The organism is Mesorhizobium sp. B2-1-1, assembly GCF_006442975.2.
Lineage (GTDB): Bacteria > Pseudomonadota > Alphaproteobacteria > Rhizobiales > Rhizobiaceae > Mesorhizobium.
Genome location: NZ_CP083954.1, coordinates 16,501 through 37,705, shown reverse-complemented (window position 1 = coordinate 37,705; position 21,205 = coordinate 16,501). Strand labels below are relative to the sequence as shown.

The following is a 21,205-nucleotide window of genomic DNA, read 5'->3' as shown; positions in this document are numbered from 1 at the left end:
GTGAAAACCTCCCTCATTGACCGTCGCGATTTCCTGAGAGCCGCGGGCATCGGTTTTGCCGCCGCGATGGCGCCGCCGGCCTGGGCAAATACGCTTGCCGCCGATGCCGTCTTCGCCACCGCCTTCGTCAAGCGCGACGGCAGCTATGGCGCCGCAATCCTGTCCGAGGCCGGCAAGCTCCTGCACGCGATCGACTTGCCCGACCGCGGCCACGACGTCACCTTCGATTCCATATCGAAGCGCTCAGTGGTGTTCGCCCGCCAGCCCGGCACCTTCGCCGTGGTCTTCGATCACGCCGGCCGCGATGAACCGCTGACCATCGCCAGCATCACCGGCCGGCATTTCTTCGGCCATGGCGTGTTCTCCCCGGACGGCGCCTTGCTTTATGCCACCGAGAACGATTTCGACAACGCGGCCGGCGTCGTCGGCGTCTACGACGCGCGGGCGAAATTCAAGCGCCTTGGTGAATTCCCGACCTATGGCATGGGACCCCACGAGCTTCTGCTCCTGGGCGACGGCAGGACGATCGCCGTTGCCAATGGCGGCATCGAGACTCATCCCGATTATGGCCGCGCCGAGCTCAACATCGCCACCATGAAGCCATCCTATGTACTCATCGACCGTGTCACCGGCGATCTGGTCGAGAAGCACGAATTGCCGGCGGCGCTGCACCAGTTGTCGATCCGCCACATGGACACCGACCAGACCGGCACCGTCTGGTTCGGCTGCCAGTACCGGGGACCCGGCACCGACCGTCCGCTGCTGGTCGGCCGCGCGGCGCGTGGCAAGGATTTGCAGCTCCTCGACATGCCGCGGGATGTCCTGTCCGGCTTCCGCAACTATATCGGTTCCGTCGCCGCCAATCCGGTTGCCGGCACCATTGCCGTCTCTTCGCCGGAAGGCAATTCGCTTGTGGTGATCGATGCGGCGAGCGGGCGGCTCGTCTCGTCAAGCGCACTGGTCGAGGTCTGCGGCGTGGCGCCCGACGGGACGGGTTTCATGGCTACCACCGGAGCCGGCGAAATCGTCGAGGGCAATGGCGCGACACGGTCCGAACCGGACTATGTCTGGGACAACCACATGCTGCGCATAGCGCCTGCCGCATAGACACCGTTCCCGCTGTGCCGGAACGAAGCCGCTTAACAAATTATGCGCTATCCCCTTGCGGTGGCGCGCTGTGGCAGGCACAGGGAATTGTTTTTCGAACCGGTCGTTTCATGAAAGTGCTCGCCATCGACTGTGCCGCCAACCTCTGCGCCGCCTGCGTCTATGATGCCGGGGCGAGGCAGGAACTCGGCCGCGCGGTGCTCGATCTCGGCAAGGGCCATGCCGAGCATCTGATGGGCGTCATCGCCGAGGCGCTGAAGGCCGGTGCAACCGCCTATGCCGGCCTTGGCGCCATCGCCGTCTCCGTCGGCCCCGGTTCCTTCACCGGCCTGCGCGTCGGGGTTTCCACTGCGCGTGGCCTGGCGCTGGCGCTCAAGCTGCCTGCAATCGGCGTGACGACGCTCGAGGCGCTGGCGGCCGAGGCGGCAGGGGCATTTCCCGGCCGTGCCGTGCTGGCCGCGCTCGATGCCGGCCGCGAGGAGATCCATGCCGCTCTCTATGATGAAATGTCGGTTTTGACTTACGGTCCGGCCGTGGTCACGCTGGCGGATGCCGTGGCCATGGCGAGCGAGCGGTCTTCGGTGCTCGCCGGAACCGCCGCGACGCGGATCGCGGCATCCGCCGGACGCTCCTTCGACATCGGACCCGAGACGGCGACCGCGGACATTCTCACCTACGCCCGCCTGGCGGTCACCAAGGGCGAGGGCGAGAGGCCGAAACCTCTTTATCTGCGCGGCGCCGACGCCAAGCCGCAGGCTGGGTTCATACTTTCCAGGCAAGGGAAATAATGCGCATACCTTTTCTCCAGCCGCGCCGCCGCGATTACGCGCTCGAACCGCTCAGGACCACCGACAGTCCGGCGGTCTCGCTCCTGCACCGCGAGGACTTCGTCCGCCCATGGACCGATGGCGAGTTCGCGGCCTTGCTCGAACAGGACACCGTGTTCGGCTATGCCGCGCGCGAAACCGGGCAGGGCGCCAAGCCGCCGGTCGGCTTCGTGCTGGCCCGGCTGGCGGCCGGCGAGGGCGAGATCCTGACCGTCGCGGTGGCGCGGTCGCATCGCCGCCAGGGGCTGGGCTGGCAGTTGATGGACGCGGTGCTGCGCGAACTGCACGCGCAACGCGCCGAAGCGCTCTTCCTCGAGGTCGACGAGACCAATGTCGCCGCGATCGCCCTCTACAGGCGTCTCGGATTCCGCGAGGTCGGCAAGCGCCCCAACTATTACAGGTCGCCCGAGCATGGACCGACCGGCGCGCTTGTCATGCGCCGCGATCTTCGCTAGCCAGGGTTTCGGGGTGGAGCGATGATCGGAAAAATCAGGATTTTCCTGGCGATAGGGCTGGTCGTCGCCGGTTCGCTGATCCTGGTGCCTTTGCAGGTCCTGTCGATGAAGACCGGCTGGTGGCCGGAAACCTTCATCCTCAAGATCTGGCACAGGCTGATCGTCAGGGCGCTCGGCATGCGCATCCATGTAAACGGCACGATGTCCGACCGCCGCCCCTTGTTGATTGCCTCAAATCACATCTCCTGGACCGACATCATGGTGCTGGGCTCGTTTGCCGATGTGAAGTTCATCGCCAGGGCCGACATGGAAGGCTGGCCGCTGATCGGCATGCTGTCGAAGCTCCAGCGCACCGTCTTCATCGAGCGTGAGCGCAAGCGCTCGTCCGGCGACCAGGCGAGCGAGATCGCCAACCGCATGGCCAAGGGCGATGCCATGGTGCTGTTTGCCGAAGGCTCGACGGGCGACGGCAACATCGTCCTGCCTTTCAAGAGCACGCTGTTCGGTGCCGCCTCGATGGCGATTTCGGAGGGCGCGGCGGAGCAGGTCTTCATCCAGCCGGTAGCGATCGCCTATACCCGGCTGCATGGCGTGCCGCTCGGCCGCCGGCACCGGCCGATCGCGGCGTGGATCGGCGACGAGGATCTGATGCCGCATCTCAAAGTGCTGATGGCGGAAGGCGCGCTCGATGTCGAGGTGCATTTCGGCGAACCGATTGCCTTCGCCAAGGGGTCGAACCGGAAGGAAACGGCGAAGCTGATGGAAAGCCGCGTGCGCGAAATGATGCAGGCGGCACTGGCCGCGCCGCGCCCGAGCCGCTGAACCGAAGGCCCCCAGGCAGAATCGTCTGTTTTTTGTCGCGGAAAGGCGTTAGAAGCCGCCGGATGGACTTGAACACGGTTGAAAGCGACGACATCGGCACTGCGGCTGGACAGCAGGCAGTGATTTCCGCGGCAGCGAAAAAGGTCTTCGTCAAGACTTATGGCTGCCAGATGAACGTCTATGATTCGCAGCGCATGACAGATGCGCTGGCCGCCGACGGCTACACGGCGACGCAGACCATCGGCGAAGCCGACCTGGTGCTGCTAAACACCTGCCACATCAGGGAAAAAGCGGCTGAAAAGGTCTATTCCGAGCTCGGCCGCATTCGCGAAATGAAGGCCGAACGCGCCGCCGCCGGCCGCGAATTGCTGATCGGCGTCGCCGGTTGCGTGGCGCAGGCCGAAGGGGCCGAGATCATCCGCCGCTCGCCCGCCGTCGACCTGGTCATCGGCCCGCAGACCTATCACCGGCTGCCGGACGTACTGGCCAGGGTGCGCGGCGGCGAGAAGATCGTCGAAACCGACTACGCCATCGAGGACAAGTTCGAACACTTGCCGCAGCCGAAGCGCGCCGAGGTGATCAAGCGCGGCGTCACCGCCTTTCTCACCGTCCAGGAGGGCTGCGACAAGTTCTGTACCTTCTGCGTCGTGCCCTACACCAGGGGGTCCGAAGTGTCGCGGCCGGTGGCACAGATCGTCGCCGAAGCCGAGCGCCTGGCGGAAGCCGGGGTGCGCGAGGTGACGCTGCTTGGCCAGAACGTCAATGCCTGGCATGGGCAGGGCGAAAACGGCGAGGAATGGGGCCTTGGCCGCCTTCTGTTCAGGCTGGCCGAAATTCCCGGGCTGGCGCGCCTGCGCTACACCACGAGCCATCCACGCGACATGGACGACGAGCTGATAGCGGCCCATCGCGACCTGCCGGCACTGATGCCGTATCTGCATCTGCCGGTGCAATCCGGGTCCGACCGCATCCTGAAGGCGATGAACCGCAGGCACACGGCGGATGATTATCTGGCGCTGCTCGACCGCATCCGCGCCGTGCGGCCCGATATCGCGCTGTCGGGCGATTTCATCGTCGGTTTCCCCGGCGAGACCGAGGCGGATTTCGAGGCGACGATGGAGCTGGTGCGCCAGGTGAACTACGCCTCGGCCTTCTCGTTCAAATATTCGCCGCGCCCCGGCACGCCGGGCGCCGAGATGGCCGGCCATGTGCCGGAAGCGGTCAAGGACGAGCGTTTGCAGCGGCTCCAGGCGCTGCTTTTGAAGCAGCAGCAGGATTTCGGCTTGAGTCTCGTCGGCCGCACCATAGATACGCTGATTGAGAAGCCAGGTCGCCAGGCCGGCCAGAAGGTCGGACGCTCACCTTGGCTTCAGCCCGTTATTGTTGATGAAAAGGCCGGCGAAATCGGTGACATTATCCAGGTGCGAATCACGAAGACGGGTTACAATAGCCTGTTCGCCGAATTGGTCTGATGACCTCGGCAGATGAGGAGAGACGGTTGAGCGCAGCGGAGCTGAAGAACCTGCCCCCGGTACCGGCATCTGGGGCTTCTGACATGGCGCACATCGTACTGACTTTCGACAACAACAAGCTTGCCAGCGCCCTCTACGGCCAGTTCGACGAGAACCTCGCCCGGCTCGAGCAGAAACTGGGCGTCGACATCCGCTCGCGCGGCAACCAGCTGACCATCAAGGGATCGGCTTCCGCCGCCGAGCAGGCCCGCCGGGCGCTCGACAATCTCTACGGCATTCTCCAGAAGGGGGTGGATATCGGCCAGTCCGATGTCGACGGCGCCGTGCGCATGGCGGTCGCCGCCGATGACCAGCTCACGCTGCCGACGCTGGAGCGCAAGGGAAAGGTTTCGGCCGCCCAGATATCGACGCGCAAGAAGACGATCTACGCCCGTTCGCTCACGCAGGACGCCTATATGCGGGCGCTGGAGCGCTCGGAACTGGTGTTCGGCATCGGCCCGGCCGGCACCGGCAAGACCTACCTGGCGGTGGCGCATGCGGCGATGCTGCTCGAACGAGGCATGGTCGAGCGCATCGTGCTGTCGCGGCCTGCCGTCGAGGCCGGCGAGCGGCTGGGCTTCCTGCCGGGCGACATGAAGGAGAAGGTCGATCCCTACCTGCGGCCGCTCTACGACGCGCTCTATGACATGATGCCGGCCGACAAGGTCGAACGCGCCATCGCCGCCGAGGTGATCGAGATCGCACCGCTCGCCTTCATGCGCGGCCGCACGCTGGCACACGCCGCCGTCATCCTCGACGAGGCGCAGAACACCACGCCGATGCAGATGAAGATGTTCCTCACTCGTCTGGGTGAAAATTCGCGCATGATCGTCACCGGCGACCCGACGCAGATCGACCTACCGCAGAACACCAAGTCCGGCCTTGTCGAGGCGCTCCGGATCCTCGATGGTGTGACCGGCATGGTGACGGTCCGCTTCAATGAAGGCGACGTCGTCAGGCATCCGCTGGTCGCCGAGATCGTCAAGGCCTACGACCGTGACGGCAAGCTCGCCCGCGGTCTGGGGACCGAAAGCTGATTTGATCGAGCGACCTCATGGTTGAGCCCGAAACGCCGAACGGGCCGGCTCCGCCGCTGCCCGTCGACATTGATCTGACGGTCGAGGCTGGGCATTGGCCGGACGAAGCCGAGCTTGTCCGGCTGGTCGCCGCCGCCGCCGCCGCTGCATTCGCCGAGACGGGTGCGGCTGGCCGTTCCGAACTCAGCGTCGTTTTTTCCGACGATGCCCATGTCCAGGCGCTCAACGCCGGCTGGCGCGGCAAGGACAAGCCGACCAACGTCTTGTCTTTTCCGGCATTTCCTTTCCCCAAGGGCGGTCCCCTGCCGCCGATGCTCGGCGATATCGTGCTGGCCGCGGAGACGGTGGCGCGCGAGGCGGCACTGGAAGACAAGCCGCTGGAGAACCATATTTCCCATCTCGTCATCCACGGCCTGCTGCATCTCATGGGCCATGATCACGAGACCGATGCCGAGGCCGAGGAGATGGAGGCCGTCGAGCGCGCCGCGCTCGCCAGACTTGCCATTCCCGATCCCTACGCGTAACTACTTCTAACCAATTGACGGACGAAGATGAACGACAAACCTGAAACTGCCGTCCGCCCCGACGCCGGCAGTGCGACCAAGGCTTCCGACACGTCGGAAGAGGGATCAAGTCCGAGTACCGTTACCCCTGGTGTTGCCAACACCGGCAGCGTCGCCGGTGAGCCGTCGCCTGCCGGGCCTTCCCTGTTCAACCGCGTTCTGGGCCTGTTCAGGCAACGCAACGGAACCAGCCTGCGCGAGGAGATCGCCGGCGCGCTCGCCGAGACGACGAGCGATGTCGAATCCTTTTCGCCGGGCGAACGCGCCATGCTCAACAACATCCTGCGGCTGCGCGAGGTGCGCGTCGAGGACGTCATGGTGCCGCGCGCCGACATCGAGGCGGTCGAGATCACGACCACGCTTGGCGATCTGCTTGGCATGTTCGAGCAGTCCGGCCATTCCCGCATGCCGGTCTATGCCGAGACGCTCGACGACCCGCGCGGCATGGTCCATATCCGCGACGTGCTGGCCCATATCACCAAGATTGCGCGCGTCAGGAAAGGCCGGGCGACCAGGAAGACACCCGCCGCCACGGTTCTCGACCTCACCCAGGTCGATCTCTCGCGCACCATAGGCGAACTGAACCTGATCCGGCCGGTGCTGTTCGTGCCGCCGTCCATGCTGGCCTCCGATCTGATGGGCCGCATGCAGACGACCCGCACGCAGATGGCGCTGGTCATCGACGAGTATGGCGGCACCGACGGGCTCGTCTCGCTCGAGGATATCGTCGAGATGGTGGTCGGCGACATCGAGGACGAGCACGACGACGACGAGCCGATGATCACCCAGACCGGTGAAGGCGTGTTCGTCGTCGACGGCAAGGCCGAGATCGACGAGGTCGCCAAGATGATCGGCGGGGATTTCGCCGCCGGCGAACATGGCGAGTATGTCGACACCATCGGCGGCATGATCTTCAACACGCTTGGCCGGGTGCCGGCGCGCGGCGAGGTGGTGCAGGCCATCCCTGGCTTCGAGTTCCATGTGCTCGACGCCGATCCGCGCCGCGTCAAGCGCGTGCGCATCGTGCAGAACCAGAAGGGCGAACGTCGCCGCCGCGCCGCGGCGCGCACCGAGCAGGCTTAAGCGCCTGCGGATGACCGAAGACCCCTTCAAGCACGCCGCCTTGGGATCCGGCGTGTTCTACAGGGATCCGCAGGCCGCGCTGGATTGGCTGGAGGCAGCTTTCGGCTTCGAGCGCAGCATGGTGGTCAGCGATGCCGACGGCAAGCTCGTCCATTCCGAGATGCGGTTCGGCGACTGCTACATCATTGTCGATTCCGAATGGAGCGACTACGTCGCCAGCCCGGCCTCGGTCTCGGGCAAGAACACGCAGTCGGTCTATGTCAGGCTGAAAGACGGCATTGATGCACATTGTGAGCAGGCGCGGACGGCGGGTGCCGGTATAATCCAGGAGCCGGCGGACCAGTTCTACGGCGAGCGCCAGTATCGGGCGCGCGATCCCGAGGGCCATGTCTGGACCTTCACCCAGACCATCCGCTCCGTTCCGCTGGAAGAGGCCGAACGGCTCGGCGACGTGCGCATAGAAGGGTGGCACCGCTGATCCATGTCGCCCTAAATAACTTCGGTTTTGGGAGGAGGACATGCACAAAAACAAAGACCTAAGGCGCGTCGTCTGATCAGTTCAAACGCGATGCGCTCCAGCAGTGGTGAGTGGGTTTCACGGCAGACCACCCGAAGTTTGGAGCGCAGGCCGCGGCCTGATAAATCTGCTGCCGTGATTCGCACGACTCGGAACAATGCATGAACCGCCTGGCCGGCCGGATAATTCTGTTTTGGGGTTGGCGGCGTGCGCTCGTGGCGTTCCTCGCGGGCGCCCTGGCGGTGCTCGGCCAGGCGCCGTACGATTTCTTTGCCGCTTGTTTCATTTCGTTTCCGCTGCTGGTCTGGCTGCTCGACGGGGCGACCGGTGAGGCCTCGGGCAGCCTGTTTGCGCGGCTGCGGCCGGCCTTTGCCGTCGGCTGGTGGTTCGGCTTCGGCTATTTCCTCGCCGGCCTGTGGTGGATCGGATCGGCGCTGCTTGTAGAGGCCGACAGTTTCGCCTGGGCGCTGCCCTTCGCGGTGGTCGGCATCCCCTTTGCATTGGCCTTCTTCTACGGCTTTGCGGCCATGGTCGCCCGGCTCCTGTGGAGCAACGACATCGGCCGCATCGCGGCCCTGGCCGCCGCCTTCGGGCTGGCCGAGTGGCTGCGCGGCTTCCTGTTCACCGGCTTTCCCTGGAACGCGATCGGCTACGCGGCGATGCCGGTGCCCCTGCTGATGCAGAGCGTCTCGGTCACCGGGATGGTCGGCATGAACGTGCTCGCCGTGTTCGTCTTCTCGCTGCCGGCGCTGCTGGCGGCGCGCACGCATCTTCGTCTTGGCGTCGCGCTGCTTGTCGTGCTCGTGGCCGCTCATGCCGGCTTCGGCTATCTCAGGCTCAACGCTCCGGCCGCGCCTGAGGCCCGCACGATCGATGTGCGCATCGTCCAGCCGGCCGTCGACCTTTCGGAAAAGTGGGACGCCTCGGTGCGCGACCGTATCTTCGCCACCTTGATAGGCCTGTCGGCCAAGGCGCCGGACCCCGGCCATGAAAAGCCGCAACTGATCCTGTGGCCCGAAACCTCGGTCCCGTTCCTCCTCACCGAGCGGCCGGACGCTTTGACCGCACTGGGCGACATGCTGGACGCCGGCCAGATGCTGATCGCCGGCGTCGTGCGCGAGGAAGGCGGTGCGGCGGCCGGTGCCGGCAGCCGCTACTACAACTCCGTGGTGGCGATCAACGACAAGGGCGAAATCGCTGACGCCGTCGACAAGGTCCATCTGGTGCCGTTCGGCGAATACCTGCCTTTCGCCGACCTGCTCGATCGTTTCGGCATCGAACAACTGGTCGCTGGCCCGGTGACCTTCACGGCAGGCAATGAGCGGCATGCGATCACGCTGCCGGATGGCGTCCGCGCCTTGCCCTTCATCTGTTACGAAGTGATCTTTCCCGAACTGGTGGCGGTTGACGCAACGTCAGCGCAGCTTATTGTCAACGTTACCAACGATGCGTGGTTCGGCGATACGCCGGGTCCCTATCAGCATTTCAGGCAGGCTCAGATTCGCGCGGTGGAGAACGGGTTGCCCTTGTTGCGTGCGGCCAACAACGGCATCTCGGCGGTTGTCGACCCACGGGGGCGCATCGTCGATGCGCTGGCGATCGACGCGCGCGGGGCCATCGACGTCCGTGTGCCAATCTCGCGGCAAGCGGTCGTGTCCGCCGGCCAGCTGCGCATTAACGGAATGCTGATCATGTTGCTGTTTGCCCTGGCTGCCGTCCTGTTCAATGTAAGGCAAAGGCTACGGGTGAATTGACAGTCGACACATTAGAAACTCATACTGTAACGCCTGAAAATTTCTCGAAGCCGGTGGATCGTTCTGTTGGGGCAGTCGCCTCCGGCTTTGTTTGGGTAGGAAAAAAATCACAAAGCCGAAAAAATTCGGCGAGGAAAAAATGACAGAAGATAACAAGAAGAAACCGAATCCGATCGACATCCATGTTGGAAGTCGCATCCGGCTTCGCCGCAATATGTTGGGAATGAGCCAGGAAAAACTAGGCGAGAACCTCGGCATCACATTTCAGCAGATACAGAAATATGAAAAGGGCACCAACCGGGTCGGCGCAAGCCGCCTGCAGGCGATAGCATCCATACTCGGCGTGCCTGTCGCCTTCTTTTTCGAGGATGCGCCGGGCCAGGAGAGCCCGGCCGGCCGCGGTTTCGCGGAGGATGCTTCGATGGCTTTCGCCGTGGAATTCTGCGGCAGCCCGGAGGGCCTTCAACTCAACCGGGCCTTCGTTAAGATCGCCGACGTCAAGGTGCGTCGCAGGATCATAGACCTGGTGAAGTCGCTGGCGTCCGAAGATTCCGACTGATCCGCAACAGGACTCGACCGGCGGCATTTCGGCCGCTGGTGGTACAAAATATCGACATCGACATTCATGCCAGAAGGGCGGCACCGCTTGACGAGCGGCGCTTCGCCCCGCTAACACGTGGCGCGCCAAATCGGCAGCCTGCCGATCGTTTTTTCAAGAGGGGACACCCGTGACGCGGCAGAACTACTTCTTTACCTCGGAATCCGTTGCCGAGGGCCATCCCGACAAAGTTTGTGACCGGATATCCGACGAGATCGTCGACCTGGTCTACCGTGAGGCCAAGAAGACGGGCATGGATCCGTGGAAAGTCCGCGTCGCCTGCGAGACGCTGGCGACCACCAACCGCGTCGTCATCGCCGGCGAGGTGCGCGTTCCCGAGACGCTGCTGAAGAAGGACAAGGAAGGCAACATCCTGAGGGATGCCGCCGGCCATCCGGTCGTCAACCCGGCGAAGTTCAAGTCGGTCGCCCGCAAGGCGATCCGCGAGATCGGCTATGAGCAGGCCGGCTTCCACTGGAAAAAGGCCAAGATCGACGTTCTGTTGCATGGCCAGTCGCCCGACATCGGCCAAGGCGTCGACAATGCCTCCGACCGCCAGGGCGAGGAGGGTGCCGGCGACCAGGGCATCATGTTTGGCTATGCCTGCCGCGAGACGCCGGACCTGATGCCGGCGCCGATCTACTACAGCCACAAGATCCTCGAACTTCTGGCCGCCGCCCGCCACCAGAACAACGGCGATGCAGGCAAGCTCGGGCCGGACGCCAAGAGCCAGGTCACCGTCCGCTATATCGACGGCAAGGCCGCCGAAGCGACGCAGATCGTGCTGTCGACCCAGCACCTCGATGCGAGCTGGGATTCCAAGAAGGTGCGCAAGGTCGTCGAGCCCTATATCCGCGAGGCATTGGGTGACCTCAAGATCGCCGACGATTGCATGTGGTACATCAATCCGACCGGCAAGTTCGTTATCGGCGGGCCTGATGGCGACGCCGGGCTGACCGGCCGCAAGATCATCGTCGACACCTATGGCGGCGCCGCACCCCATGGCGGCGGCGCTTTCTCGGGCAAGGACACCACCAAGGTCGACCGTTCGGCCGCTTATGCGGCGCGCTACCTGGCCAAGAACGTTGTGGCGGCGAAACTTGCCGACCGCTGCACCATCCAGCTTTCCTACGCCATCGGCGTCGCCCAGCCCTTGTCGGTCTATGTCGACCTGCACGGCACCGGTAAGGTCGACGAGGCAAGGCTCGAGGAGGCGCTGCGCACTGTGATGGACCTGTCGCCGTCCGGCATCCGCCGCCACCTCGACCTTAACAAGCCGATCTACGCCAAGACCTCGTCCTACGGTCATTTCGGTCGCAAGGCCGGCCGCGACGGATCTTTTTCCTGGGAAAAGACCGATCTCGCCAAGGCGCTCAAGGATGCTGTCGCTGCCTGAGGGCGGCGACAGGACCTTGATCAGCCGATGAGTTCCGGGGACAGGCCAAGCCGCGCGACAGAAGCCTTCTTCGGCCGTCGGCGCGGAAAGCCGGTTCGCCCGCAGCAGGCGGCGGCGCTGGAAAGCGGCCTCGACACCTATCGGATCGATCTGACGACCGAGGCGCCGTCGGATCTGCGGGCTCTGTTCGAAGCCGATGTTTCCGCCGTTCGCCTCGAAATCGGCTTTGGCGGCGGCGAGCATCTCCTGCATCGCGCGACCGAAGCGCCGATGACCGGCTTTATCGGTGTCGAGCCCTTCGTCAACGGCATGGCCAAGATGATGATGGCGGTGCGGGAAAAGCCGCTGGCCAACCTCAGGGTCTACGACGACGACGCCACGCGGCTGCTCGACTGGCTGCCGCAGGCCTCGCTCGATGGCATCGACCTGCTCTATCCCGATCCGTGGCCGAAGAAGAAGCACTGGAAGCGCCGTTTCGTCAGCCCGGTCAATCTCGAGCGTTTCGCACGCGTTGTGAAGCGTGGCGGCGAATTCCGTTTCGCTTCCGACATCGACACCTATGTGAACTGGACACTGCTGCATTGCCGCGCGCATGGCGGTTTCGCCTGGCAGGCTTCAGAGGCCGTCGACTGGCATCGCCCCTACGATGGCTGGCCAGGCACCCGCTACGAGGCGAAAGCCGTCCGCGAGGGCAGGCGGCCGGCCTATCTTACCTTCATCAGGACCTAGGCATCAGGTCCCAGGCATCGGGATTTGGGCATCAGGATCTGGGCCCTTCGTGAGGGAGAGATCTTCAATTGTTGCGGGGACACAGAAATCGAATGTCGCCCGTTGGCCGGAGTTCAGAAACGGCCGATCTTGTCGAAAGCCGTCGGATCCATGCCGAGGCTGCGCAGATCCTGGGCGCGCGGCTTGCGGCCGGCTTCCACCGCCCGCGACGCGGCTACGGCGCTGCCGAATGTGGTGAAGAGATCGCCTATGGCGGAAAAAACCTTGCGGCTGTTCATTGTCATGTCCTTTCGCGTGCGGTGACGCGCTATCGCTGTCGTTTTGTGCAATGCAACATAGATAGGAGCGCGGCTTGAGGACCAACAAGGGCCGTTGCCGCATGGATGGCATGCACCTGGCGCAACCCCAATGCGCCAGGACATTCGCGCAGTTGGGACGGCGGGCTTGAAACACCGGGGCGGATCGTTTATATCAGCCTCAAATTCTTGGTCGGTATGACGAAGAGTGGGTCCACCCGGTCCCGCTCTTTTTTATTACCTGCCGACGGCTAGAGAATGATCGACAGGAATCGAATGACGTCAACGGCAAGCGAGAGCGACGATCGCATCATCCGCGAAAGCGGCATCGATGCGCGCATCGCGCTGATCGTCCAGCCGGTGCTGCGCGGCATCGGCTTTCGCCTTGTACGCGTGCATCTGTCCGGCCAGAACGGGCTGACGCTGCAGATCATGGCTGAGCGCGAGGACGGCACCATGACGGTCGAGGATTGCGAAGAGGTGAGCCGTGCGGTGTCGCCGGCGCTCGACGTCGACGATCCCATCGAGAAGGCGTATCATCTCGAAGTCTCATCGCCCGGCATTGACCGGCCGCTGGTGCGCAAATCGGATTTCTCGACCTGGACCGGTCATCTGGTGAAGATGGAAACATCGGTCGTTGTCGCGGATCGCAAGCGCTTCAAGGGCAAGATCGCCGAAGCCGGTGAGAACGATGTGCTGATCGAGCGCGACAAGGCGGCCTACGGTGAGGAGCCGACAGTGCGCGTGCCCTACGACGCCATTGCCGAAGCCCGGCTGATCCTGACCGACGACCTCATCCGTGATGCGTTGTCGAAGGACAATAGGGCGCGCAAGGAAGCCAAGAAACGCCGCGGCGAACCGGACGACGACGTACCGGAGGGTACGGAACCGGGCGCTACGGAAGAACACGAACACGAAAGTTGATTGAGCTGCCAGGCCCCAGGGGCCGGCAAACAGGCTCGGGAGAAAAAACATGGTTGTAAGCGCCAACAGACTTGAACTGCTGCAGATCGCCGACGCGGTCGCGCGTGAAAAGTCGATCGACAAGTCGATCGTCATCGCCGCCATGGCTGATGCGATCCAGAAGGCGGCACGCTCGCGTTATGGCCAGGAGACCAACATCCGCGCCGACATCAACCCCAACACCGGTGAGATGAAGCTGCAGCGGCTGATGGAAGTGGTCGAGAAGGTCGACGACTATGCCACGCAGATCGCCATTTCCTCGGCGCGCGAGCGCAATCCCGACGCCCAGCTCGGCGACTTCATCGCCGAACAGCTGCCGCCGATGGATTTCGGCCGCATCGCCGCCCAGTCGGCCAAGCAGGTCATCGTGCAGAAGGTGCGCGAGGCCGAGCGCGACCGCCAGTATGACGAATACAAGGACCGCATCGGCGAGATCGTCAACGGAACCGTCAAGCGCGTCGAATACGGCAATGTCATCGTCGATCTCGGCCGTGGCGAAGCGATCATCCGCCGCGACGAGCTGATCCCGCGCGAAAACTACAAATATGGCGATCGCGTCCGCGCCTATGTCTACGACGTGCGCCGTGAGCAGCGCGGCCCGCAGATCTTCCTGTCGCGCACCCATCCGCAGTTCATGGCCAAGCTCTTCACCATGGAAGTGCCGGAGATCTATGACGGCATTATCGAGATCAAGTCGGTCGCCCGCGATCCCGGTTCGCGCGCCAAGATCGCCGTCATCTCGCGCGACAGCTCGATCGATCCGGTCGGCGCCTGCGTCGGCATGCGCGGCAGCCGCGTCCAGGCGGTCGTCGCCGAATTGCAGGGCGAGAAGATCGACATCATTCCGTGGTCGCCCTCGGCCGCATCCTTCATAGTCAATGCGTTGCAGCCGGCGGAAGTCGCCAAGGTCGTGCTCGACGAAGACGCCGAGCGCATCGAAGTGGTGGTGCCGGACGACCAGCTGTCGCTGGCCATCGGCCGCCGCGGCCAGAATGTGCGCCTCGCTTCGCAGCTCACCGGCTGGGATATCGACATCCTGACCGAGGCCGAGGAATCCGAGCGCCGCCAGAAGGAATTCGTCGAGCGCTCGGCGCTGTTCATGGAAGCTCTCGACGTCGACGAGATGGTCGGCCAGGTGCTCGCCTCCGAAGGCTTCACCAGCGTCGAGGAAGTCGCCTATGTCGATGCCGGCGAAATCGCCTCGATCGACGGCTTCGATGAGGATACCGCCTCGGAGATCCAGACCCGGGCCCGCGAATATCTGGAGAAGATCGAAGCCGAGCACGACGAAAAGCGCAAGGCGCTGGGCGTCAAGGACGAGCTGCGCGAAATCCCCGGCATCACCACCGCCATGATGGTGACGCTCGGCGAGGACGGCGTGAAGACGATCGAGGATTTCGCCGGCTATGCCGCCGACGACCTCACCGGCTGGAAGGAACGCAAGGACGGCGAGACCAAGGTGTATCCGGGCGTGCTGGCCGATCATGGCGTTTCGCGCGCCGATGCCGAGCAGATGGTGCTCGCGGCCCGTCTCAAGGCCGGCTGGATTTCCGAAGACGAGCTTGCAGCCGAAGAAGCGCCGGCTGACGAAGCCGTTGGTGCGTGAGGTGAAACCGCATCGCACAGAAACCGCCCTTGGACGAGATGAACGATCGCACCTGCATCGTCACCCGCAAGCAGGCCGAACCGGATGAACTGATCCGGTTCGTCGTCGGCCCGGATTCGGCCGTCGTTCCGGATCTCAAGAGAAATCTGCCCGGCCGTGGTTGCTGGGTGAGCGCCGACCGCCTACATATCGACAAGGCGGCGGCCAAGAACCTTTTTAGCCGCGCCTTTAAGGCACAGGTGGTCGTGCCGCCCGATCTCGGCGGCATGGTCGATGGGCTGCTTTCCAGATCCGCCCTTGGCATGCTGGGTCTCGCTCGCAAGGCAGGGGCGATCGCGCTGGGCGCCACCAAGGTGGAGAGCGCGGTGCGCGGCGGATTGGCGCTTTTCGTGCTCCACGCGACCGAAGCCTCAGACGATGGCGTGCGCAAGATCAGCCAGGCGCGGCGGGCGACCGTCCATATTGGCGGCCCCTCCATCCTTGCCTACAAACTTTTCTCCGAGGCCGAGTTGAGCTTGGCATTGGGGGGTACAAATGTGATACATGCTGCCGTCCTCGCGGGAGACGCGGGTAAGGCGGTCCAGAAGCGCATGGTTGCGCTCGACCGATATCGGGGCGGTACCCCGGACGATCTGGCAATGCTTGCGGCCGTTGCTGACGAAGATGAGGCCGCAGAGGATATGGAATGAGCGATACGAAATCGGGCGACGACAAGACGTTGAGTGTTACGCCGAAGAAGACCTTGACGCTGAAGCGCCCCGGCATGGAACAGGGCACCGTGCGCCAGAACTTCTCGCACGGCCGCACCAAGTCGGTCGTGGTCGAGACCAAGAAGCGCAAATTCTCGCTGCCCGGCGACAAGCCGGAGCCGGTGGTGGCGGCACCCGTGTTCACCCCGAAGCCGGTGGTCGCGGCGGCTCCCGTCGTGCAGGAGGCACCCAAGGCGCCGCCTCCACCTCCGCCGGCACCGGTCGAGCGTAGCGGCATGGTGTTGAACGAACTGTCGCGCAGCGAAATGGAAGCGCGCCGCAGGGCGCTCGAAGGCTCCAAGGCGCGCGAGGTCGAGGACCGGCAACGCGCCGTTGAGGAAGCCAAGCGCCGCGCCGAGGATGAGGAGCGCCGCAAGCGCGAGCGCGAGGAATCCGCACGCCGCCAGGCCGAGGAAGAAGCGCGGTTGCAGGCCGAGGCCGAATCCCGCCGCCGCGCCGAGGAAGAGGCGCGTCGCCGCGCGCCGCAGGCCGCCGAACTGGCGACCGCCGACGAGGAAGAAGAGGTCAAGCCGAAGCGGACTGGCGCCGGTGCGCCGGTGCGCCGCCTGGTGACGCCCGAAGTGGCGCGTCCGGCCAAGCCGACCAAGGGCGAGGAAGACCGCCGTCGCGGCAAGCTGACGCTGAACTCCGCGCTTTCCGACGAGGATGCGCGGGCCCGTTCGCTGTCGTCGATGCGCCGCCGCCAGGAAAAGTTCAAGCGCGCGATGCACAATGAGCCGCGCGAGAAGGTTATGCGCGAAGTGATCCTGCCCGAAACCATCACCATCCAGGAACTGGCGCAGCGCATGTCCGAGCGCGCCGTCGATGTGGTCAAGTTCTTCATGAAGCAGGGCCAGATCCTGAAGCCGGGCGACGTCATCGACGCCGACACGGCGGAACTGGTCGCCACCGAATTCGGCCACACGGTCCGCCGCGTCGCCGAGTCCGATATCGAGGAAGGCCTGTTCAACATCGCCGACCGTCCGGAAGACCTGGTGTCGCGGCCGCCTGTCGTGACCATCATGGGCCATGTCGACCACGGCAAGACCTCGCTGCTCGACGCGATCCGCAACGCCAATGTCGTCTCCGGCGAGGCCGGCGGCATCACCCAGCATATCGGCGCCTATCAGGTCGAGAAGAACGGCCAGAAGATCACCTTCATCGACACGCCCGGCCACGCCGCCTTCACGGCCATGCGCGCCCGCGGCGCCCAGGCCACCGACATTGCCATCCTGGTGGTGGCGGCCGACGACAGCGTGATGCCGCAGACGATCGAATCGATCAGCCATGCCAAGGCGGCCGGCGTTCCGATCATCGTGGCGATCAACAAGATCGACAAGCATGACGCCGATCCGCAGAAAGTGCGCTCCGAGCTGTTGCGCCACGAAGTGTTCGTGGAATCGATGGGCGGCGAGGTGCTGGACGTCGAAGTGTCGGCGACCAAGGGCACCAATCTCGACAAGCTGCTCGAAGCGATCCTGCTGCAGGCCGAAATCCTCGACCTCAAGGCCAATCCGGACCGCACCGCCGAGGGCGTCGTCATCGAGGCGCAGCTCGACAAGGGCCGTGGCCCCGTCGCCACCGTGCTGGTGCAGACCGGCACGCTGATGCCGGGCGACATCCTTGTCGCCGGCAATGAATGGGGCCGGGTGCGCGCGCTGGTCGACGATCGTGGCGAACACGTCAAGGAAGCGCCGCCGGCGATGCCGGTCGAGGTGCTCGGCCTCCAGGGCACGCCGCAGGCCGGCGACCGCTTCGCCGTGGTCAACAACGAGGCCCGCGCCCGCGAGATCACCGAGTACCGCCAGCGTCTGGCCCGCGAGAAGGCGGTTGCCCGTCATGCCGGCCAGCGCGGTTCGCTCGAACAGATGATGTCGCAGCTGCAGACGAGCGGACTGAAGGAGTTCCCGCTGGTCATCAAGGGTGACGTGCAGGGTTCGATCGAGGCGATCAACGCAGCGCTCGACAAGCTTGGCACCGACGAGGTGCGTGCGCGCATCGTCCATGCCGGCGCCGGCGCCATCACCGAAAGCGACGTGTCACTGGCGGAGACGTCGGGTGCGGCGATCATCGGCTTCAACGTCCGCGCCAATGTGCAGGCACGCGCCGCTGCCGCGGCCGCTGGCATCGAGATCCGCTACTACTCGATCATCTACAACCTCGTGGATGACGTGAAGGCGGCTCTGTCGGGTATGCTCTCGCCGGAGCGTCGCGAGACCTTCATCGGCAATGCGCAGATACTCGAGATATTCGACATCACCAAGGTCGGCAAGATCGCCGGCTGCCGTGTCACCGAAGGCAAGGTCGAGCGTGGCGCGGGCGTGCGCCTGATCCGCGACAACGTCGTCATCCACGAAGGCACGCTGAAGACGCTGAAGCGCTTCAAGGACGAGGTTTCGGAAGTCCCGGGCGGCCAGGAATGCGGCATGGCCTTCCAGAACTACGAGGACATGCGCGTCGGCGACATCATCGAGTGCTTCCGCGTCGAGATGGTAACCCGCACGCTCTGAGTTCGTGTGACGTCCGTCATGCCAGGCGGTGGCCGAGAGGCCGCCGCCTGGCAAACATTTGAGACATGAGGCACGGTCCTATCCCGCGCCCCACGCTTTCAGGATCGAGAAAAAATGCCCCGTTCGACCACATCAGGCCCATCCCAGCGCATGCTGCGCGTCGGCGAGCAGGTGCGCCATGCGCTGTCCGAAACCTTGCAGCGCGGCGAGATCATCGATCCGCTGGTCGAGAATGCCGTGGTTTCGGTGTCGGAAGTGCGCATGTCGCCCGACCTCAAGATCGCAACCGCCTTCATCTCGCCGCTCGGCGCCACGGACGCCGGCGCGGTGGTCGAGGCGCTCAACAAGCATGCCAAGTTCATCCGCGGCCGTGTCTCCGGCGCGCTGCGGCAGATGAAGTACATGCCCGAGTTTCGCTTCCGGCTCGACACCTCCTTCGACAATTTCGCCAGGATCAACGATCTCCTGAAATCGCCGGAAGTGGCGCGCGATCTGGATGCGGACGACGACGATAAGGACAGCGAATAATGGCGCGCCGCGGCAAGAAGAAGGGCCGGCCGGTCTCGGGCTGGGTGGTGCTGGACAAGCCGGTCGGCATGGGCTCGACCGAGGCCGTCTCCAAGATCAAGTGGCTGTTCCAGGCGGAGAAGGCCGGCCACGCCGGCACGCTCGATCCGCTCGCTTCCGGTATGCTGCCGATCGCGCTCGGCGAAGCCACCAAGACCGTGCCCTACGTCCAGGACGGCGCCAAGATCTACCGCTTCACCGTGGCCTGGGGGCAGGAGCGCTCGACCGACGACCTCGAAGGTCCGGTGACGAGGGACTCCGACCGGCGCCCCGTGGAGGCCGAAGTGCAGGCGCTGCTGCCGAAATACACCGGCGTCATCATGCAGACGCCGCCGCAATTCTCGGCCATCAAGATCGCGGGCGAACGCGCCTATGATCTCGCCCGCGACGGCGAGACGGTCGACATTCCCGCGCGCGAGATCGAAATCGGCCGCCTCGACATCGTCGAGCACGGGGCCGATCACACGGTTTTCGAGGTCGAATGCGGCAAGGGTACCTATGTGCGCTCGCTGGCCCGCGACATGGGCCGCGATCTCGGCTGCTTCGGCCATATTTCTGAACTGCGCCGGATCGAGGTCGAGCCGTTCACCGCCGAGGATTTCGTCACCGTCGCCGAACTGGAGGCGGCGCGCTTCGGCGAGCAGGGTCATGGCACGCAGCAACCGTCCCCCGATTCGATAGAAGCGCCGATCGATTTTGCCGCGATCGACGCGCTGCTTGTCGACACCTCGGCGGCACTCGACTGCCTGCCGCAGATAGCCATCAGCGACGATGCGGCGACGAAGATCCGCCTCGGCAATCCCGTCATCATCCGCGGCCGCGACGCGCCGGTGGAGGCCGAGGAAGCCTGCGCGACCGCGCGCGGCAAGCTGGTGGCCATCGGCGCCATCGAGCAGGGCATGTTCAAGCCCAAACGGGTCTTTGCCGGGTGAGGGCCCTCGTCTAATCTCTATGCGATATCTATCCGAGGGGCCGCATGGCAAAGGTTGAGGCGATCAAGACGCGGGCGCCGCTCAGGGCCAGGCGGCCGCCGGTCGGTGCATCGCCCGGAACGCTGATCGCCGATCCCGCGGCGCGACGCTCGGAACTGCGGCTCACCCTGATCTCGCCGCAAAAGTCCAAAACGATCGACAATGCCAGCATCGACGACGTCAATGCCAATTGCGAAAAGTGGCCGGTCATCTGGCTGGACTGCACCGGCCTGGCCAATATCGAGCTGATCAAGGAGATCGGCCGCATCTTCAGCCTGCATCCGCTGGCGCTGGAGGACGTCGTCAACACGGGCCAGCGGCCGAAGGTGGATTTCTACGAAGACCATGCTTTCGTGGTCGTGCGGATGATCGACGACGTCGCCTCGCACCGCTACGAGCAGATCGCCGTTTTCCTTGGCAAGAATTTCGTCGTCACCTTCCAGGAGCGCGAAGGCGATCCGTTCGATCCGGTGCGCAAGCGCATCGAAAGCTCGGCGCCGAACCGGCTGCGCGCCCGTGGCGCCGACTATCTCGCCTATGCGCTGATCGACGCCATCGTCGATAGCTACTTTCCGCCGATCGAGGCGGCCGGCGAACTCGTCGACAGCATCGAGGACCAGATGCTGCACGCACCGCACAAGCATCAGATGCAGCAGCTTCATGGATTGCGGCACGACGCCAATGTGCTGAAGGGGGTGCTGTGGCCGGTGCGCGATGCGCTAGCGACGCTGATCCGCAACGACGTGTCCTATGTGAAGGCCGAAACCAAGGTCTTCCTGAACGATACGCTCGACCACGCGCTGCGGCTGATCGAGCTGGTCGAGAACCAGCGCGACATGCTGACCGGCCTGATCGAGATGCATCTGTCGCTGAGCCAGGCACGCACCAACGACGTCATTTCCTATCTGACGATCGTCTCGGTCATCTTCATGCCGCTCACGTTTCTGGTCGGCGTCTGGGGCATGAATTTCGATCCGGAGACGTCGCCTTGGAACATGCCTGAGCTGAAGGCCTATTACGGCTATCCCTTGTCGCTGCTGTTCATGGCCGTGGTCGCGGTTGGGCTGATTGCCTTCTTCAAATGGAAAAAATGGCTTTGACAGGGATAACTTGCCGTTTTGGCGTGAAAAGCCGGCTTCGTGAA

Annotated in this window: 21 protein-coding genes; 20 read left to right on the top strand and 1 reads right to left on the bottom strand. The window is 64.3% G+C overall.

Going from position 1 to position 21,205, the window contains the following annotated elements; all coding sequences use genetic code 11:
- The 13 genes from FJ972_RS00185 (at nucleotide 1) to trmB (ending at nucleotide 12,399) form a co-directional block, all read left to right on the top strand.
- Nucleotides 1-1,107 carry a DUF1513 domain-containing protein gene (locus FJ972_RS00185; RefSeq protein WP_140523858.1) on the top strand — a complete coding sequence of 369 codons (1,107 nt, stop codon included), beginning with the start codon at nucleotides 1-3 and terminating at the stop codon, nucleotides 1,105-1,107.
- A 110-nt stretch (nucleotides 1,108-1,217) separates the two neighbouring features.
- On the top strand, nucleotides 1,218-1,895 hold the full coding sequence (gene tsaB, locus FJ972_RS00180; RefSeq protein ID WP_140523861.1) for a tRNA (adenosine(37)-N6)-threonylcarbamoyltransferase complex dimerization subunit type 1 TsaB: 678 nt from the start codon (nucleotides 1,218-1,220) through the stop codon (nucleotides 1,893-1,895).
- The gene (rimI, locus tag FJ972_RS00175; protein ID WP_140496816.1) at nucleotides 1,895-2,389 is read left to right on the top strand and encodes a ribosomal protein S18-alanine N-acetyltransferase; all 495 of its coding nucleotides are present in this window, start codon (nucleotides 1,895-1,897) and stop codon (nucleotides 2,387-2,389) included. The genes tsaB and rimI overlap by 1 nt, the downstream gene beginning before the upstream one ends.
- A 21-nt stretch (nucleotides 2,390-2,410) precedes the next feature.
- Entirely contained in the window at nucleotides 2,411-3,211 is an 801-nt protein-coding gene (locus FJ972_RS00170; protein WP_140513156.1) for a lysophospholipid acyltransferase family protein, read from the top strand.
- Nucleotides 3,212-3,273: 62 nt separating this feature from the next.
- Nucleotides 3,274-4,683: a tRNA (N6-isopentenyl adenosine(37)-C2)-methylthiotransferase MiaB gene (gene miaB, locus FJ972_RS00165; protein WP_140496812.1), complete on the top strand. Its 1,410-nt coding sequence runs from the start codon at nucleotides 3,274-3,276 to the stop codon at nucleotides 4,681-4,683.
- Nucleotides 4,684-4,766: 83 nt separating this feature from the next.
- Complete coding sequence (locus FJ972_RS00160; protein ID WP_226880643.1) at nucleotides 4,767-5,759, top strand: PhoH family protein; 993 nt, start codon at nucleotides 4,767-4,769, stop codon at nucleotides 5,757-5,759.
- Between the two features lie 17 nt (nucleotides 5,760-5,776).
- Nucleotides 5,777-6,283 (top strand): rRNA maturation RNase YbeY, encoded by a 507-nt coding sequence (gene ybeY, locus FJ972_RS00155; protein WP_140496808.1) that lies wholly within the window; start codon nucleotides 5,777-5,779, stop codon nucleotides 6,281-6,283.
- A 27-nt stretch (nucleotides 6,284-6,310) separates the two neighbouring features.
- Nucleotides 6,311-7,405, top strand: coding sequence for a hemolysin family protein (locus FJ972_RS00150; RefSeq protein WP_140513164.1), 1,095 nt, complete (start codon nucleotides 6,311-6,313; stop codon nucleotides 7,403-7,405).
- Nucleotides 7,406-7,415: 10 nt separating this feature from the next.
- Nucleotides 7,416-7,883: a VOC family protein gene (locus tag FJ972_RS00145; protein ID WP_140523867.1), complete on the top strand. Its 468-nt coding sequence runs from the start codon at nucleotides 7,416-7,418 to the stop codon at nucleotides 7,881-7,883.
- Between the two features lie 200 nt (nucleotides 7,884-8,083).
- A complete protein-coding gene (gene lnt, locus FJ972_RS00140; protein WP_140496802.1) occupies nucleotides 8,084-9,676 on the top strand; it encodes an apolipoprotein N-acyltransferase in 1,593 nt (530 codons plus the stop codon).
- Nucleotides 9,677-9,815: 139 nt separating this feature from the next.
- A complete protein-coding gene (locus FJ972_RS00135; protein WP_140496800.1) occupies nucleotides 9,816-10,235 on the top strand; it encodes a helix-turn-helix domain-containing protein in 420 nt (139 codons plus the stop codon).
- Nucleotides 10,236-10,404: 169 nt separating this feature from the next.
- Nucleotides 10,405-11,670 carry a methionine adenosyltransferase gene (metK, locus tag FJ972_RS00130; RefSeq protein ID WP_140496798.1) on the top strand — a complete coding sequence of 422 codons (1,266 nt, stop codon included), beginning with the start codon at nucleotides 10,405-10,407 and terminating at the stop codon, nucleotides 11,668-11,670.
- A gap of 27 nt (nucleotides 11,671-11,697) precedes the next feature.
- Nucleotides 11,698-12,399 (top strand): tRNA (guanine(46)-N(7))-methyltransferase TrmB, encoded by a 702-nt coding sequence (gene trmB / locus FJ972_RS00125; protein ID WP_140523870.1) that lies wholly within the window; start codon nucleotides 11,698-11,700, stop codon nucleotides 12,397-12,399.
- A gap of 113 nt (nucleotides 12,400-12,512) precedes the next feature.
- Here trmB and FJ972_RS00120 read toward each other — a convergent pair whose 3' ends face one another.
- Nucleotides 12,513-12,677, bottom strand: coding sequence for a hypothetical protein (locus FJ972_RS00120; protein ID WP_140496794.1), 165 nt, complete (start codon nucleotides 12,675-12,677; stop codon nucleotides 12,513-12,515).
- A gap of 294 nt (nucleotides 12,678-12,971) precedes the next feature.
- On the opposite strand from FJ972_RS00120, the gene rimP reads away from it, so the two are divergent.
- The 7 genes from rimP to corA all read left to right on the top strand — a co-directional run bounded on the left by rimP (nucleotide 12,972) and on the right by corA (nucleotide 21,161).
- Nucleotides 12,972-13,619 carry a ribosome maturation factor RimP gene (rimP, locus tag FJ972_RS00115; RefSeq protein ID WP_140523872.1) on the top strand — a complete coding sequence of 216 codons (648 nt, stop codon included), beginning with the start codon at nucleotides 12,972-12,974 and terminating at the stop codon, nucleotides 13,617-13,619.
- A gap of 49 nt (nucleotides 13,620-13,668) precedes the next feature.
- Nucleotides 13,669-15,264 (top strand): transcription termination factor NusA, encoded by a 1,596-nt coding sequence (gene nusA, locus FJ972_RS00110; RefSeq protein WP_140496790.1) that lies wholly within the window; start codon nucleotides 13,669-13,671, stop codon nucleotides 15,262-15,264.
- A 38-nt stretch (nucleotides 15,265-15,302) separates the two neighbouring features.
- Nucleotides 15,303-15,953 carry an RNA-binding protein gene (locus FJ972_RS00105; protein WP_140497289.1) on the top strand — a complete coding sequence of 217 codons (651 nt, stop codon included), beginning with the start codon at nucleotides 15,303-15,305 and terminating at the stop codon, nucleotides 15,951-15,953.
- Nucleotides 15,950-18,523 (top strand): translation initiation factor IF-2, encoded by a 2,574-nt coding sequence (gene infB / locus FJ972_RS00100; protein ID WP_140523875.1) that lies wholly within the window; start codon nucleotides 15,950-15,952, stop codon nucleotides 18,521-18,523. Before FJ972_RS00105 ends, infB begins: the two co-directional genes overlap by 4 nt.
- 114 nt (nucleotides 18,524-18,637) lie before the next feature.
- Nucleotides 18,638-19,051, top strand: a complete 414-nt coding sequence (gene rbfA, locus FJ972_RS00095; RefSeq protein WP_140496786.1) for a 30S ribosome-binding factor RbfA — start codon at nucleotides 18,638-18,640, stop codon at nucleotides 19,049-19,051.
- Nucleotides 19,051-20,022 (top strand): tRNA pseudouridine(55) synthase TruB, encoded by a 972-nt coding sequence (gene truB, locus FJ972_RS00090; RefSeq protein WP_140523878.1) that lies wholly within the window; start codon nucleotides 19,051-19,053, stop codon nucleotides 20,020-20,022. The genes rbfA and truB overlap by 1 nt, the downstream gene beginning before the upstream one ends.
- Before the next feature lie 44 nt (nucleotides 20,023-20,066).
- Entirely contained in the window at nucleotides 20,067-21,161 is a 1,095-nt protein-coding gene (corA, locus tag FJ972_RS00085; RefSeq protein ID WP_140513174.1) for a magnesium/cobalt transporter CorA, read from the top strand.
- Nucleotides 21,162-21,205 lie beyond the last annotated feature (44 nt).

Coding starts and splice junctions, on each gene's coding strand:
- tsaB (WP_140523861.1), top strand. CDS start 1,218: ATGAAAGTGCTCGCCATCGACTGTGCCGCCAACCTCTGCGCCGCCTGC.
- rimI (WP_140496816.1), top strand. CDS start 1,895: ATGCGCATACCTTTTCTCCAGCCGCGCCGCCGCGATTACGCGCTCGAA.
- FJ972_RS00170 (WP_140513156.1), top strand. CDS start 2,411: ATGATCGGAAAAATCAGGATTTTCCTGGCGATAGGGCTGGTCGTCGCC.
- miaB (WP_140496812.1), top strand. CDS start 3,274: ATGGACTTGAACACGGTTGAAAGCGACGACATCGGCACTGCGGCTGGA.
- FJ972_RS00160 (WP_226880643.1), top strand. CDS start 4,767: ATGGCGCACATCGTACTGACTTTCGACAACAACAAGCTTGCCAGCGCC.
- ybeY (WP_140496808.1), top strand. CDS start 5,777: ATGGTTGAGCCCGAAACGCCGAACGGGCCGGCTCCGCCGCTGCCCGTC.
- FJ972_RS00150 (WP_140513164.1), top strand. CDS start 6,311: ATGAACGACAAACCTGAAACTGCCGTCCGCCCCGACGCCGGCAGTGCG.
- FJ972_RS00145 (WP_140523867.1), top strand. CDS start 7,416: ATGACCGAAGACCCCTTCAAGCACGCCGCCTTGGGATCCGGCGTGTTC.
- lnt (WP_140496802.1), top strand. CDS start 8,084: ATGAACCGCCTGGCCGGCCGGATAATTCTGTTTTGGGGTTGGCGGCGT.
- FJ972_RS00135 (WP_140496800.1), top strand. CDS start 9,816: ATGACAGAAGATAACAAGAAGAAACCGAATCCGATCGACATCCATGTT.
- trmB (WP_140523870.1), top strand. CDS start 11,698: ATGAGTTCCGGGGACAGGCCAAGCCGCGCGACAGAAGCCTTCTTCGGC.
- FJ972_RS00120 (WP_140496794.1), bottom strand. CDS start 12,677: ATGAACAGCCGCAAGGTTTTTTCCGCCATAGGCGATCTCTTCACCACA.
- rimP (WP_140523872.1), top strand. CDS start 12,972: ATGACGTCAACGGCAAGCGAGAGCGACGATCGCATCATCCGCGAAAGC.
- nusA (WP_140496790.1), top strand. CDS start 13,669: ATGGTTGTAAGCGCCAACAGACTTGAACTGCTGCAGATCGCCGACGCG.
- FJ972_RS00105 (WP_140497289.1), top strand. CDS start 15,303: ATGAACGATCGCACCTGCATCGTCACCCGCAAGCAGGCCGAACCGGAT.
- infB (WP_140523875.1), top strand. CDS start 15,950: ATGAGCGATACGAAATCGGGCGACGACAAGACGTTGAGTGTTACGCCG.
- rbfA (WP_140496786.1), top strand. CDS start 18,638: ATGCCCCGTTCGACCACATCAGGCCCATCCCAGCGCATGCTGCGCGTC.
- truB (WP_140523878.1), top strand. CDS start 19,051: ATGGCGCGCCGCGGCAAGAAGAAGGGCCGGCCGGTCTCGGGCTGGGTG.
- corA (WP_140513174.1), top strand. CDS start 20,067: ATGGCAAAGGTTGAGGCGATCAAGACGCGGGCGCCGCTCAGGGCCAGG.